Genomic DNA, 13,715 nt, shown 5'->3' with positions numbered 1-13,715 from the left:
GATATGCAAAAGCTGTAAAGCGACGATTTGGCCCGCTGCGGCGTCAAGACTGGCCTATCGGGGAAAGGTATGGTTGTTTCGGAACCAAATGTTCAGCACCGGAAACTGCAACCGATGATTCAGAGAATCGCTTTTCTCGCCAGCGACGCCAAGGTGGCCCAGACCGCCCGTGATGCGCTGGTGCGGCGCTATGGCAATGCGGCCCCGCGCGACGCGGATGTGGTTGTCGCTTTGGGCGGTGACGGTTTCATGCTGCACACGCTGCATAACATGCAGCATCTGGATACGCCTGTTTACGGGATGAATCGGGGCACGATCGGCTTTCTGATGAACGAGTTTCACGAGGCAGATCTGATGGAACGCCTCGCCGATGCAGAAGAAGAAGTCATCAATCCGCTGGCCATGCGCGCCATGGATCAATCCGGCAAGATGCATGAGGCTTTGGCGATCAACGAGGTGTCGCTGCTGCGGGCCGGTCCGCAGGCCGCCCGGCTGAGGATTAGCGTGGATGGGCGTGTTCGCATGGATGAACTGGTGTGCGACGGGGCGCTTTTGTCTACGCCAGCGGGGTCGACGGCTTATAACTACTCGGCACATGGGCCAATCCTGCCGATAGGATCGGATGTGCTGGCATTGACCGCCATTGCCGCCTTTCGCCCCCGACGTTGGCGCGGGGCCTTGCTGCCCAAGATCGCAAAAGTGCGGTTCGATGTTCTGGACGCTGACAAACGCCCGGTGATGGCAGATGCCGATTCGATCTCATTCCCGGATATCGACTGGGTTGAGATTCGGTCTGAGCCTTCAATTCAGCATCGCATCCTGTTCGATCCCGGCCACGGGCTGGAAGAGCGGCTGATTTCTGAGCAATTCACGTAGTTTCCACAGTCGACCACGGTTTTTTCGCGCTTATGTGAACCAGTTCACAGGAGTTTGATTAACCTCGGGTTAATGTGAACTTGCCCGGAGACACATCCAAGGCGGGAGTGAGTGGCCGCCGACGGTGTTTTCGAAATGACCGCGCAGTTTAGGCGCTGACAAGGGTAGGTGGTGCTACGCTTGTTATCGGATCTCCGGGCATATTTTAGAAAGTGGACCCCGGGCACAAAACCCCGGGGTCAATTTCTTTTGTCGGGGGTTATTCTGCGGAACCCATCTTATCCCACAGTGGCAGACACATCTGCCCAACGCGCGCCTCAATGGCCGCGGCCGCATCAACCGCCATGTCCTCACGCCAGCGCGGGGCTGCGATCTGAACATTGATTGGCTGCGCTCCTTTTGGCAGTTCTGCCAAACGCGCCGGAACGCAGGCTGCGGGCAACCCGAGGAAATTCATCGCATAGGAATAAACCGCGCAGCCCAGCACCTCATGCACGCCTTCAGGGCCTTCTGTATCGCGGTCGGGTCTAAAGAATGGTTGCGGCAGGAAAGGCGACAGAACCAATGGGTAGTCCTGCATGAACAGAGACCATTCGCGGGCATAGTGTGTGCGCTTGGCCAGCATCTCAATCAGCTCTGTACCGGTGATCGGCGGGAACTCCTGAAAATACACGTCGAATATATCGCGGATGGTCTGCGACCCCGCTGCCTCGATATCAGTTTTCAACAGGGTCAGTACTTCGCCCATCAAAGCGCGGTATCCGTTGCGCCCACAATCAAAGACATCAGGCGGATCGACCTCTGTTACCGCATATCCTGCGTCAATCAGCGCGTCACGGGCAGTATCTAAGGCCTTTGCGACTTCTGGATGCAGATCATAGCCGAACGTGTTCTTTGTAAAAGCAACCTTGATAGGTCCGTCATAGGCGGCCCCACGCCATGGCATCGGCACATGGAACGGATCGCGCGGGTCGGCGGCGATCAGGCTGGGCATCGACAGGTGCAGATCGGTGGCTGAACGGGTGATCAACCCCTGCACCGACATGGATTGCGCCAACAGGCCGCGTTCCACCTTTTGGCTCGGGTTCCACGCAGGCACGCGGCCCAATCCCGGCTTTACGGTCACGGCCCCGTTTGCCGCCGCCGGAAATCGCAGACTACCGCCAATATCATTGCCATGCGCCAAGGCCCCGATCCCCGCCATCACCGCCGAGCCGGCCCCGCCCGAGGACCCACCAGGCGAGATATGCCGCCCCCAGGGGTTATGTGTGCGGCCGTGCAGCTCGTTGTCGGTATCGGCGCGAAAGGAAAACTCGGGCGTATTCGTGCGCCCTAGGACGACGGCGCCAGCATTTTGCAGGTTTCGCACTATGGGCGCATCGTCCGGCGCGATCACGTCTTTCAAAGCCACGACCCCATTCGTGGTCGCGTGTCCTTTTTGGTCGACATTGATTTTGATCGTCACGGGCACACCGTGCAGCGGACCGGGCTCCGTGCCCGCAGCCACGGCCTGATCCAGCGTATGCGCGTGCGTCAATGCCTCAGTGCTCAGGTCTTCGACCACGGCATTCAGGGCTGGATTGACTTGATGCAGCCGGTCAATCGAAGACTGAACGGCCTCCACCGCGCTGATCTGCTTGCTGCGGGTCTGCTTCGCCAAGTCCGTGGCGCTTAGTCGCCAGATGTCATTGTCGCTCATGCTCGTCCTCCGGGGTTCAACCTGAGGCGGAAGACGGCCGATGGCAAGAGGTTCAGTCCCATTTCGGGGATCCTCTTTCATCTGGCCAGAAATATCCCGGAGCGCGAGGCAGAGCCTCGCATTCGCGCGTCTGCGCAAATCGGGCGCGCCGACAGGCGCACCCTTGAGTTTCCCGTTGTTATTGTGCGTAGCCGATGGTCTTCAGCGCGTCCGTGATCTCGTCCAGAATGGCGGGATCGTCGATGGTAGCAGGCATTTTGTAGTCTGCACCATCGGCAATCGACACCATGGTCCCCCGCAGGATCTTGCCTGAACGCGTCTTGGGCAGGCGGTCCACCACAACAGCCTGTTTGAACGCCGCAACCGGACCGATCTTTTCGCGCACCAGCTTGACCACATCCTGCACGACCTCAGCATGATCGCGGTCGCAGCCTGCGTTCAGGCACAGGAAACCAACCGGCATCTGGCCCTTCAACTGGTCGGTTACTCCGATCACAGCGCATTCGGCAACGTCGGGATGGGCGGCCAGAACCTCCTCCATGCCCCCCGTGGACAGGCGGTGGCCCGCAACGTTGATCACATCATCCGTGCGCGCCATGATGTACAGATATCCGTCCTCATCAATCATGCCTGCATCGCCGGTCTCATAGTAACCGGGGAAATGATTGAGGTACGAGCTTTTGAATCGCTCTTCCGCATTCCACAACGTCGGCAACGTACCGGGGGGCAGGGGCAACTTCACCGCAATCGCGCCCAACTCGCCGGGTTTCATCGGATGGCCGCCTTCGTCCAGGATCTGCACGTCATAGCCCGGCATTGGCTTCGCTGGCGAGCCCAACTTGGTCGGCAGTTCCTCGATCCCCAGCGGGTTGCCAGCGATGGTCCAGCCGGTTTCAGTCTGCCACCAATGGTCGATCACCGGCACTTTCAACGCGTCCTGCGCCCAGACGATCGTGTCCGGGTCTGCCCGTTCTCCAGCCAGGTAAAGCGCGCCCAAATGGGAGAGGTCGTAATTGGCGATCAACTCACCTTGCGGATCCTCGCGTTTAACCGCGCGGATAGCCGTCGGGGCAGTGAAAAAGCTTTTGACTTTGTGTTCGGAAATCACGCGCCAGAAGGTCCCCGCATCCGGGGTACCCACGGGTTTGCCTTCGAACACGATGGTGGTGTTGCCATGGATCAGGGGCGCGTAACAGATGTAGGAGTGCCCAACGACCCATCCCACGTCGGATGCCGCCCAAAACACGTCACCAGGGTCGACATTGTAGATATTCTTCATCGTCCAGTTCAACGCGACCAGATGGCCTGCCGTGGGGCGCACGACACCTTTGGGTGAACCGGTCGTGCCCGAGGTGTAAAGGATATAGGCAGGATCATTACCATCGACCGGGACACATTCAGCCGGTTCGACGCCGTACTGGAAGCCGTGCCAGTTAAAGTCGCGCCCTTCGACCAGCTGGGCGACTTCCTGTTCGCGCTGGAAAATAACGCAGAAATCGGGTTTGTGCTCTGCCAGATCAATCGCGCCGTCCAGCAGGGGTTTGTAGTGAACCACGCGGCCCGGCTCCATCCCGCAGGAGGCGGCGATGATCGCTTTGGGTTTGGCGTCGTCGATCCGCACGGCCAGTTCGTTGCTGGCAAAGCCACCGAATACCACCGAATGCACTGCGCCCAGACGCGCACAGGCCAGCATCGCCTCAAGCGCCTCGGGGATCATTGGCATATAGATGATAACCCGGTCGCCCTTTTCGACACCCTTGGCCCGAAGTGCACCTGCCAAATTGGCTACGCGGTTGCGCAGCTCGACATAGGAAATCTCGCGCTTGGTATGCGTGATCGGGCTGTCATAGATGATTGCAGTCTGCTCGCCCCGTCCGTTTTCGACATGGCGGTCGACAGCGTTCCAGCAGGTGTTTACGCGGGCGTCCGAGAACCACTCGTATAGCGGTGCGTTGTCATCGAACAATGCTTTGGTCGGGGGGCTTACCCAGTCGATGCCCTTTGCGGCCTCCATCCAGAAGCCCTCGGGGTCGGATTTCCAGCCTTCGTAAACGTCCTGATATGCCACGGTGTTCTCCTCCGTCAATTCCTGGGCATGTGTGTAAGGGGCAGGGCGGCCACAGGACAAGCAAGCGGCGTGACGGAGCGTCACTTTATCGCAAAAAGTTTGCAGAATTTGCCGAATTGACTTGCAAATTTTTGCAAATGCACGACTGCGTGAGGGTTATCTGGCGATTGATGGGTGAATTTGCAAATCTGCAAATTCAGGCGTGCAAACAGATAGGGAATCGGCCGGACGCCGTTTCAGACGTCCGGCCGCAGTTTATCCGTAGTGCGTGACCGGCGTACCGGCGATGGCGGCCATGTTCAAAAGCCCTCGTGCGGTGATCGAGGGCGTCACGATATGCGCTTTGTTGCCCATCCCCATCAGGATCGGCCCGACCTCCAGCCCGTCGGCCTTCATCTTCAGAATATTCCGCACACCGCTGGCTGCGTCCGCATGAGCAAAAATCAGCACATTGGCCGAACCTTTCAGGCGCGAATTGGGGAAGATCCGCCCGCGCAGTTCGGGGTCCAGTGCCAGATCCAAGTTCATCTCGCCCTCATAGGTAAAGTCACGCGGCTCGGAATCCAGAATATCCAGCGCGGCCCGCAGGCGTTTGCCGGACCCTTCGGACTGGTTGCCAAACTGCGATTGCGAGCAGAAAGCGATCTTGGGCTCTAGCCCAAAGCGGCGCACGTGACGGGCGGCCCCAATGGTGCTTTCGGCGAGTTCCTCGGGCGAGGGCAGTTGCCGCACATGAGTGTCGGCGATGAACAACGGCCCGTCTTCCAAGATCATCAACGAAAGAGCACCATGCGGGCGCAGGTCGCCGTCCGCCAACACTTGTTCCACATAGTTCAGGTGCCAGCGATATTCGCCGAAGGTGCCGCAGATCATACTGTCGGCGTCGCCCCGTTGAACCGCGATGGCGGCAATTGCGGTGTTGTTTGTCCGCATGATGGCCTTGGCCAGATCAGGCGTGACGCCGCGGCGCTGCATGAGCTGGTGGTAGGACGTCCAATAGTCGTAGTATCGCGGATCGTTTTCCGGGTTCACGATCTGAAAATCCGCACCTGGCCGCACCGTCAAACCCAACCTTTCACAGCGGGCCCCGATCACGTCTGGTCGACCGATCAGAATGGGGGTCTCGGTGGTTTCTTCCAGAATAGCCTGAGCAGCCCGCAACACCCGTTCATCTTCACCCTCGGCAAAGACGATCTTGCGGGAAGCGGCTGCGGCGGCCTCGAAAACCGGGCGCATGATAAGGGCGGATTTGAAAACGGTCTGGTTCAGTTGTTCCTTGTACGCCTCGATATCTTCGATGGGACGGTTGGCAACGCCGCTGTCCATTGCGGCCTTGGCCACGGACGAGGACACAACCCCCACGAGGCGCGGATCAAAGGGTTTGGGGATCAGATAGTCCGGCCCAAAGGTCAACTGTTCCCCTTTATAGGCGGCTGCGGCCTCGGCACTGGTAGTAGCGCGCGCCATCTCGGCGATGCCGTCCACGCAAGCGATTTGCATCTCGTCGTTGATCTCGGTTGCGCCTACATCCAGCGCGCCCCGGAAGATGAAAGGAAAGCACAGGACGTTGTTGACCTGATTTGGAAAGTCACTGCGGCCTGTGGCGATGATTGCATCCGAGGCCACTTCGCGCGCGGCGTCGGGCAGGATTTCCGGCGTCGGGTTGGCCAACGCGAAGATGATCGGGCGGCTAGACATTTTCGCGACCATTTCGGGCTTGAGCACATTCGGCCCGCTGAGGCCCAGAAACAGGTCCGCGTCGCCGATCACATCATCCAATGTACGCAGGTCGGATTTCTGCGCAAACTGATCCTTGTGCGGATTCATATCCTCGGCGCGGCCCTCGTAGACCAGCCCGTGAATATCGCACAGCCAGATATTCTCGCGCTTGACACCCAGTTTGACCAACATGGACAGACAGGCAATCCCGGCCGCCCCGCCGCCGGTCGAGACGACTTTGATATCTTCGAACGATTTGCCGGCAACGTGCAGCGCGTTCTTGGCCGCAGCGCCCACGACAATGGCGGTGCCGTGCTGGTCGTCGTGAAAAACGGGGATGTTCATCCGCTCGCGGCAGATTTTCTCGACGATGAAACAGTCGGGGGCCTTGATATCTTCAAGGTTGATCGCGCCAAAGGTCGGTTCCAGCGCGCAGACGATATCAGCCAGCTTCTCGGGGTCGGGCTGGTCGACCTCGATATCGAAACAGTCGATACCGGCGAATTTCTTGAACAGAACGGCCTTGCCCTCCATCACTGGCTTCGAGGCCAGCGCACCGATATTGCCCAGCCCCAGAACAGCAGTGCCATTCGAGACCACTGCAACAAGATTGCCGCGCGCGGTGTAAAGCTCAGCATTGTGCGGGTCGGCCTTGATTTCCAGGCTGGCTTCGGCCACGCCGGGCGAATAGGCGCGGGCCAGATCGCGGCCATTGGCCATGGGCTTTGTGGCCTTGATCTCAAGCTTTCCGGGTTTGGGATGGGCGTGGTAATCAAGCGCGGCCTGCCGCAGGCTGGGTGTGTCCGACATCGACAAATCAACTCCGTTCCAAGATTTGGTTGATCGTTAAACCATTTTCCGAGGCTTGGCTACGTTGCGTCATTTCATTGCGGGTTTCCGACCTCATGGGGGTGCTGGTTGAATTCTGCCACGAAACATTTACGGTCTGCCGCGTTCGTGAACACCAATGAATACGCGCAGCGATGAAGGTCTGATATGAGCTTGAAAGACGAACGCAACCCCGGCTTGGTCCTGCACGGATCGTTCGGTGTGCAATCCGTGGGGCTGCGGGCGGTGCTGGCTGTGATGGCCTGGATTCTGGTCGTGATTTCGATCTGGCCTGTTCAGGCTTCGGCCTTCAACCAAGAAGGCGGGCTGATCGAAACCGGATCGGCATTCGCGCTGATGATGGCTGGGGTGATTGCGCTTTATCGCTATCGTGGCGTGTCGCGTTTGTATATTGGCGTTGTCTGTCTTCTGCTGGCCGAGCGCGAGCTTGAGGCAGATATCTACGCCATTGGCACTTGGCAGCATACGATCCTCAGCGGGTTGGATACAGCGCTGGACATGACCCTTGTGCGTTTGGTGCTGGTTGCAATCGTGCTTGGCGGGCTGGTCTGGCATGGCATTCCGTCTGGCTGGCGCGCGTTCAAAGCCCGCGCGCCTTTTTTGCTGGTGTTTTTCCTGGCGGGCATGTCGGCGGTGGTCGCGCAACTGCTCGAAGAGGTGTCCGGGATGATGGGTTCGGATATTTCGCAAACCATGATGCTGCGCCTGTTTGTGCTCGAAGAAACGCTTGAGATGTTCTTTTCGATTGGCATTCTGGCCGCTGTTCTGATCGGATGGCCGAAAGCCAAGACCGAAGAGACAGTGAATGACCAACAACCAGACCAAAGCTGAGATTCGCCTGCCCACGCAGGAGCTGCGCGACGATATCCCGTTTTATACCAAGGTGCTGGGGATGCGGATGGATATGATTTATCCCGCCGATGATCCTCGGGTGGCGGTGTTTTCCGGCCACGGGCTGCGGCTGCGGATTGAAAAGGACGCGTCGGAAAGCCCCGGCACGTTGCGCATCCTGACCGATGACCCCGATAGCTTTGCCGACGGGCAGCGCAGCCTAGTGGCCCCGAACGGCACAAAGGTCGAGATTGATGAGTTGAATCCGCCCATGGTCATGCCCGACACCGTCCATTCCTTCGTGGTGCGCAGGCTCAAGGATCAGGCCCCGTGGATCATTGGCCGTGCCGGGATGCATTACCGCGATCTGGTGCCCGACCGGCTGGGCGGGTCCATCATTGCTAGCCATATCCGCATTCCCGACGGTGGACCGGTGCCGGACATGGTGCATTTCCACAAGGTCGGGTTCCAACTGATCTTCTGCATCCATGGCTGGGTGGATGTGGTCTATGAGGATCAAGGCGAAAAGATGCGCCTGACGGCGGGTGATTGCTTTATCCAGCCACCCGAAATCCGTCACCGCGTGCTTGAGGCATCGGACAATGTGCAGGTGATCGAGATCGGCGTGCCTGCCGAGCACGTCACCGAGATTGATCACGATATGGACCTGCCCACCCCGCACCACCGCCCCGATCGTGAATGGCAGGGGCAGAAGTTCGTCTTCAATCAGGCCGAGGGCGCGGATTGGGTGCCGTTCCGCCTGCCGGGCTATATCTGCCGCGACACAACCATTGCCGAAAACACCAAGGGCGTGGCCGGGGTGCAGGTGGTGCGCAAAGGGCAGGGTGATCCGCGATGGGCCGCCCATGACACCGATATCCATTTCACCTTTGTCATGAACGGCGCGGTCACACTAGAGGGTGAAGGGCGTGAGCCGTACCCGCTGGAACAGGGCGACGCTTTTGTGATCCCTCCGGGGATGCGGACGCGCCTGTCGGACCCGTCGGATGATGTGGAGCTGCTTGAGGTCACACTGCCCGGTACGTTCAATACGCGGCTGGGATAAGAATTGCGGCGTGCGGGGCTTCACCTTGGCGCGCCGTTTCACTAGAACAGTATTTTTCTGACCAGATGATCAAAAATCGGGGAATCGCCATGAACCTGAAAGACACAGCCCTCTTAGTTCGCGAAAACGCATATGCACCCTATTCGAACTTCAAGGTCGGGGCGGCGGTCCGGTCGGCAAGCGGCACCGTCTATTCCGGCTGCAACGTGGAAAACGTGGCCTATCCCGAAGGTACCTGCGCTGAAGCAGGGGCGATTGCCGCCATGGTCGCCGCAGGCGAGCAGGAACTGACCGAGGTTTATGTGGTTGCCTCATCGCCTCAGCCCGTGCCGCCCTGCGGGGGGTGCCGTCAGAAACTGGCCGAGTTCGGCAAGCGCGAGGTCAAGGTGACGCTGGCCTCGGTCGAAGGGGCTGAGATGGAGACCACCATCGGCGATCTGCTGCCGGGGGCCTTTGGTGCCTCGCATATGGAGTGAGCCATGGACGCCCGTTCGATCAACGCCAAGCTGCGCCGGGGTCAGGTGCCCACGGCCGAGGAGTTGCGCTGGTTCGCGCAAGGTCTGGCCGATGGCGGCGTTAGTGACGCGCAGGCCGGTGCCTTTGCCATGGCCGTTTGTATGGGCGGTCTGGGCGTGCAGGGCCGCGCTGACCTGACGGTTGCAATGCGCGACAGTGGCGACGTTCTGACATGGGACGTGGATGGCCCGGTGATCGACAAGCACTCGACCGGCGGGGTGGGCGACAGCGTCAGCCTCGTGCTTGCGCCTGCACTGGCCGAGATGGGGGCTTATGTCCCGATGATCTCGGGTCGTGGGTTGGGCCATACCGGCGGGACGCTGGACAAGCTCGAGTCGATTCCGGGCGTGACCACTCAGATCAGCGAAGATCGTCTGGCGCAGATCTTGCGCGAAACGGGTGCCGCCATCGTTGGCGCAACGGGGCAGATCGCCCCTGCGGACAAGCGGCTATATGCAATCCGCGATGTGACGGCGACGGTCGAAAGCCTCGACCTGATCACCGCGTCGATCCTGTCCAAGAAACTGGCTGCCAGCCCGGATGCTTTGGTGCTGGACGTCAAGGTGGGCAGCGGTGCGTTCATGAAAACCCACGAAGATGCGCGCAATCTGGCACAGGCCCTGACCCAGACCGCGAATGCTGCGGGATGCCGGACCTCGGCGGTGATCACGGATATGAACCAACCTCTGGCCCCGGCGCTGGGTAATGCCTTGGAGATCTGCGAGGTTATGAAGGCCATGACCAACGGGCGCAACACGCCATTGGCCGAGATTTCGGCCGAGTTGGGCGGCGTTCTGCTGGTGGATGCCGAGATGTGCGCAACCGTGGATGAAGGTCGCGAGAAACTGGCCGAAATTATCCGCTCTGGCCGCGCGGCCGAAAGGTTCGGGCGCATGATGGCCGCCGTCGGCGCGCCACTGCATTTCGTCGACAACTGGTCGCGGTACTTGCCCGAGGCCAGCGTGATTCTTGAAGTTCCTGCGCCAAGCACGGGCTATGTCACCGCGATGAATGGCGAGGCGCTGGGCTTGGCAGTCGTCGCGCTGGGCGGCGGGCGGCAAGTTGAAAGCGACCTGATTGACCCTGCCGTTGGCATCTCGGACATCGTGCGGCTGGGTGACAAGCTGGACAAGGGTGCGCCGTTGGCCGTGATCCACGCCGCCCGCGAAGACGCGGCGCAACAGGCGGCGCAGGCCGTCCTGCAAGCGATCAGTCTCGGGCCGGCCAGCCCCGCGCTGCCGGGGATCGTGCATGAAAGGATCACCGCATGACCCGCGCGTTTCTGGTCGTGATGGACTCGGTCGGCATCGGCGGCGCGCCGGATGCGGATCAGTTTTTCAACGGCACGGTGCCCGATACCGGGGCCAACACGCTGGCCCATATCGCACAGGCCTGTGCCGAGGGGCAGGCCGAGGATGACCGCTCGGGTCCGCTGCACCTGCCCAATCTGGATGCGTTGGGGTTAGGGGCGGCGACCCGTTTGGCCTCGGGCGCGGATACGCCGGGGCTGCGGGCGGAACCGACCGGCCTATGGGGCTGCGCGCGGGAACATTCGCCGGGCAAGGACACGCCCTCGGGCCATTGGGAACTGGCGGGGCTGCCGGTGCCATGGGATTGGCACTATTTTCCGGACACGCGCCCGTCTTTCCCCGCCGATCTAAGCCGCGCTGCGGCGCAGGCTGCGGGAACCGATGGCATACTGGGCAATTGCCACGCCTCTGGCACGGCGATCATCGCCGATCTGGGCGCCGAACATCTGCGCACCGGCTGGCCGATTTGCTACACATCCGCCGACAGCGTGTTCCAGATCGCGGCGCATGAGGAACATTTCGGCCTCGACCGCTTGTTGGAAATGTGCCGAACTCTGGCCCCGCGCTTGCACGAGATGAAAGTGGGCCGGGTCATCGCGCGGCCATTCGTGGGCACGCCAGAACAAGGCTTTACGCGCACCACCAACCGCAAGGATTTCGCAATCCTGCCACCTGCGCCGGTTCTGACCAACTGGGCGCAGGATGCCGGGCGGCGCGTGCATGCGGTGGGCAAGATCGGCGATATCTTCTCGATGCAGGGGATCGACACGCTGCGCAAAGGCTCGGATGCGGACCTAATGCGCCACCTCTCCGATCTGGTCGACGAGGCGGAAGAGGGCAGCCTGACCTTCGCCAATTTCGTGGAGTTCGACAGCCTCTACGGCCACCGCCGCGACATCAGCGGCTATGCGCGCGCGCTGGAATGGTTCGACCGTGAGATCGGCGCAATCATCGCCCACCTGCGCCCCGGCGACCTGATGCTGCTGACCGCCGACCACGGCAATGACCCCAGCTGGATCGGCACCGACCATACTCGGGAACAGGTTCCGGTGCTGATCGCCGGGCGAGGCGCGGGTCAGATCGGCGCGGTCAATTTCGCCGACATTGCGGCCAGCATCGCACATCACCTGAACATCCCGGCACATGGGCCGGGGCGGAGTTTCCTATGAGCGTTGCAGACCTTCCCAAAATCGAATTGCACCTGCACCACGAAGGCGCGGCCCCGCCCGCCTTTATCCGGCAGTTGGCCCATGAAAAGCGCATCGACCTGAGCGGGATTTTCAAGCCCGACGGTAGTTATGATTTCCGCGACTTCGCGCATTTCCTCAGCGTGTATGAGGCCGCCTGCGAAGTACTGAAATCGCCCGAGGATTTCCGCCGCCTGACACTGGCCATCCTCGAAGAAAGCGCGGCGAACGGAGTGGTCTATTCGGAAACCTTCCTCAGCCCCGATTTCTGCGGCGGCGGAGACCTGCACGCCTGGCGTGACTACCTGACCGCCATTCAGGACGCGGCGGATGAGGCGGAACGAAAATACGGCATCACCTTGCGCGGCGTCGTGACCTGCGTGCGCCATTTCGGTCCTGAAAAGGCTAAACTCAGCGCCCATTGCGCGGCGGAAACGGCGGGCGAGTGGATCACTGGGTTTGGTATGGGTGGCAATGAATCCGTGGGCGCTCAGGGCGACTACGCATGGGCCTTCGATTGCGCGCGCGAGGCGGGTTTGCGATTGACGACACATGCCGGAGAGTTTGGCGGCCCCGAAAGCGTACGCGATGCCATTCGCGATCTGGGCGTGGAGCGTGTGGGCCATGGCGTACGCGCCATCGAAGACCCTGACCTGATCCGCGAGATCATCGACCGCGACATCACGTTTGAAGTCTGCCCCGGCTCAAATGTGGTACTGGGGCTTTTCCCCGAATTCGCGGCCCATCCGATTGCGAAACTGCGGGAGGCCGGTGTCAAAGTCACGGTTTCCACCGATGACCCTCCGTTTTTCCACACTACAATGCGGCGGGAATATGAGATGCTGGCGCAAGCCTTCGGCTGGCAGGCCGGGGATTTCGCGGCCCTGAATGAAACCGCCCTTGCGGCCGCCTTTTGCGATGACAAGACCCGTGAACGGGTCAAGACAAGACTGGAGAGAACATGAGCGAACACCTGACCGTCGTTGACCACCCGTTGGTGCAGCACAAACTGACGCTCATGCGGGACAAGGGCACTTCGACCGCCGAATTTCGGCAGTTGCTGCGTGAGATCACGCTACTGCTGGCTTATGAGATCACGCGCGAAATGCCGTTGACCACCCGTCACATTGAAACCCCGATGGAGGAAATGGACGCCCCTATCCTAGCGGGCAAGAAACTGGCGCTGGTGTCGATCCTGCGGGCCGGAAACGGGATGCTGGACGGGGTGCTGGAGCTGATCCCCTCGGCCCGTGTGGGTTTTGTCGGCCTCTACCGCGATGAGGAAACGCTCAAGCCCGTGCAGTATTACTTCAAAGCGCCCGAAGGGTTGAAGGACCGTCTGGTCATTGCCGTTGATCCGATGCTGGCCACCGGTAACAGTTCAGCCGCGGCGATAGATCTGCTGAAGGAGGCTGGCGCCACTGATATTCGCTTCCTTTGCTTGTTGGCCGCGCCCGAAGGGGTCGCACGCATGAAAGAGGCGCACCCGGATGTGCATATCGTCACGGCCTCGCTGGATCGCGAGCTGAATTCCAAGGGCTACATCATGCCGGGGCTGGGCGATGCGGGCGACCGGATGTTTGGCACGAAGTAA

At 60.6% G+C, this 13,715-nt stretch carries 11 protein-coding genes; 8 read left to right on the top strand and 3 right to left on the bottom strand.

All coding sequences use genetic code 11. From position 1 onward, the window contains the following. Positions 1–114: 114 nt before the first annotated feature. Positions 115–876, top strand: a complete 762-nt coding sequence (locus GOV79_RS06190) for an NAD kinase (protein ID WP_237215598.1) — start codon at positions 115–117, stop codon at positions 874–876. Positions 877–1,135: 259 nt separating this feature from the next. Here the strand turns inward: GOV79_RS06190 and GOV79_RS06185 are convergent, their stop codons facing one another. The 3 genes from GOV79_RS06185 to GOV79_RS06175 all read right to left on the bottom strand — a co-directional run bounded on the left by GOV79_RS06185 (position 1,136) and on the right by GOV79_RS06175 (position 7,172). After that, the gene (locus tag GOV79_RS06185) at positions 1,136–2,575 is read right to left on the bottom strand and encodes an amidase family protein (RefSeq protein ID WP_170770127.1); all 1,440 of its coding nucleotides are present in this window, start codon (positions 2,573–2,575) and stop codon (positions 1,136–1,138) included. A gap of 178 nt (positions 2,576–2,753) precedes the next feature. Then, entirely contained in the window at positions 2,754–4,643 is a 1,890-nt protein-coding gene (gene prpE, locus GOV79_RS06180; protein WP_170770129.1) for a propionate-CoA ligase PrpE, read from the bottom strand. Between the two features lie 255 nt (positions 4,644–4,898). Next, a complete protein-coding gene (locus GOV79_RS06175) occupies positions 4,899–7,172 on the bottom strand; it encodes an NADP-dependent malic enzyme (RefSeq protein ID WP_170770130.1) in 2,274 nt (757 codons plus the stop codon). Between the two features lie 186 nt (positions 7,173–7,358). Between GOV79_RS06175 and GOV79_RS06170 the strand changes: the two genes are divergently transcribed. The 7 genes from GOV79_RS06170 (at position 7,359) to upp (ending at position 13,715) form a co-directional block, all read left to right on the top strand. After that, positions 7,359–8,042: a hypothetical protein gene (locus GOV79_RS06170; protein ID WP_170770132.1), complete on the top strand. Its 684-nt coding sequence runs from the start codon at positions 7,359–7,361 to the stop codon at positions 8,040–8,042. Then, positions 8,017–9,108, top strand: coding sequence for a cupin domain-containing protein (locus GOV79_RS06165; RefSeq protein ID WP_170788963.1), 1,092 nt, complete (start codon positions 8,017–8,019; stop codon positions 9,106–9,108). The genes GOV79_RS06170 and GOV79_RS06165 overlap by 26 nt, the downstream gene beginning before the upstream one ends. Before the next feature lie 89 nt (positions 9,109–9,197). After that, a complete protein-coding gene (locus tag GOV79_RS06160) occupies positions 9,198–9,584 on the top strand; it encodes a cytidine deaminase (protein WP_170788962.1) in 387 nt (128 codons plus the stop codon). 3 nt (positions 9,585–9,587) lie between these two features. Continuing rightward, positions 9,588–10,895, top strand: coding sequence for a thymidine phosphorylase (locus GOV79_RS06155; protein WP_170788961.1), 1,308 nt, complete (start codon positions 9,588–9,590; stop codon positions 10,893–10,895). Then, the gene (locus GOV79_RS06150; protein ID WP_170788960.1) at positions 10,892–12,103 is read left to right on the top strand and encodes a phosphopentomutase; all 1,212 of its coding nucleotides are present in this window, start codon (positions 10,892–10,894) and stop codon (positions 12,101–12,103) included. The genes GOV79_RS06155 and GOV79_RS06150 overlap by 4 nt, the downstream gene beginning before the upstream one ends. After that, on the top strand, positions 12,100–13,086 hold the full coding sequence (locus tag GOV79_RS06145; RefSeq protein WP_170788959.1) for an adenosine deaminase: 987 nt from the start codon (positions 12,100–12,102) through the stop codon (positions 13,084–13,086). The genes GOV79_RS06150 and GOV79_RS06145 overlap by 4 nt, the downstream gene beginning before the upstream one ends. After that, entirely contained in the window at positions 13,083–13,715 is a 633-nt protein-coding gene (gene upp, locus GOV79_RS06140) for a uracil phosphoribosyltransferase (RefSeq protein WP_170770144.1), read from the top strand. The genes GOV79_RS06145 and upp overlap by 4 nt, the downstream gene beginning before the upstream one ends.

It is taken from the genome of Ruegeria lacuscaerulensis (genome assembly GCF_013034745.1).
Taxonomy (GTDB): domain Bacteria; phylum Pseudomonadota; class Alphaproteobacteria; order Rhodobacterales; family Rhodobacteraceae; genus Ruegeria; species Ruegeria lacuscaerulensis_B.
This window is presented reverse-complemented; position numbering and strand designations above follow the sequence as displayed.

Coding starts and splice junctions, on each gene's coding strand:
- GOV79_RS06145 (WP_170788959.1), top strand. CDS start 12,100: ATGAGCGTTGCAGACCTTCCCAAAATCGAATTGCACCTGCACCACGAA.
- GOV79_RS06155 (WP_170788961.1), top strand. CDS start 9,588: ATGGACGCCCGTTCGATCAACGCCAAGCTGCGCCGGGGTCAGGTGCCC.
- GOV79_RS06175 (WP_170770130.1), bottom strand. CDS start 7,172: ATGTCGGACACACCCAGCCTGCGGCAGGCCGCGCTTGATTACCACGCC.
- GOV79_RS06185 (WP_170770127.1), bottom strand. CDS start 2,575: ATGAGCGACAATGACATCTGGCGACTAAGCGCCACGGACTTGGCGAAG.
- GOV79_RS06165 (WP_170788963.1), top strand. CDS start 8,017: ATGACCAACAACCAGACCAAAGCTGAGATTCGCCTGCCCACGCAGGAG.
- GOV79_RS06160 (WP_170788962.1), top strand. CDS start 9,198: ATGAACCTGAAAGACACAGCCCTCTTAGTTCGCGAAAACGCATATGCA.
- GOV79_RS06170 (WP_170770132.1), top strand. CDS start 7,359: ATGAGCTTGAAAGACGAACGCAACCCCGGCTTGGTCCTGCACGGATCG.
- upp (WP_170770144.1), top strand. CDS start 13,083: ATGAGCGAACACCTGACCGTCGTTGACCACCCGTTGGTGCAGCACAAA.
- GOV79_RS06150 (WP_170788960.1), top strand. CDS start 10,892: ATGACCCGCGCGTTTCTGGTCGTGATGGACTCGGTCGGCATCGGCGGC.
- GOV79_RS06190 (WP_237215598.1), top strand. CDS start 115: ATGATTCAGAGAATCGCTTTTCTCGCCAGCGACGCCAAGGTGGCCCAG.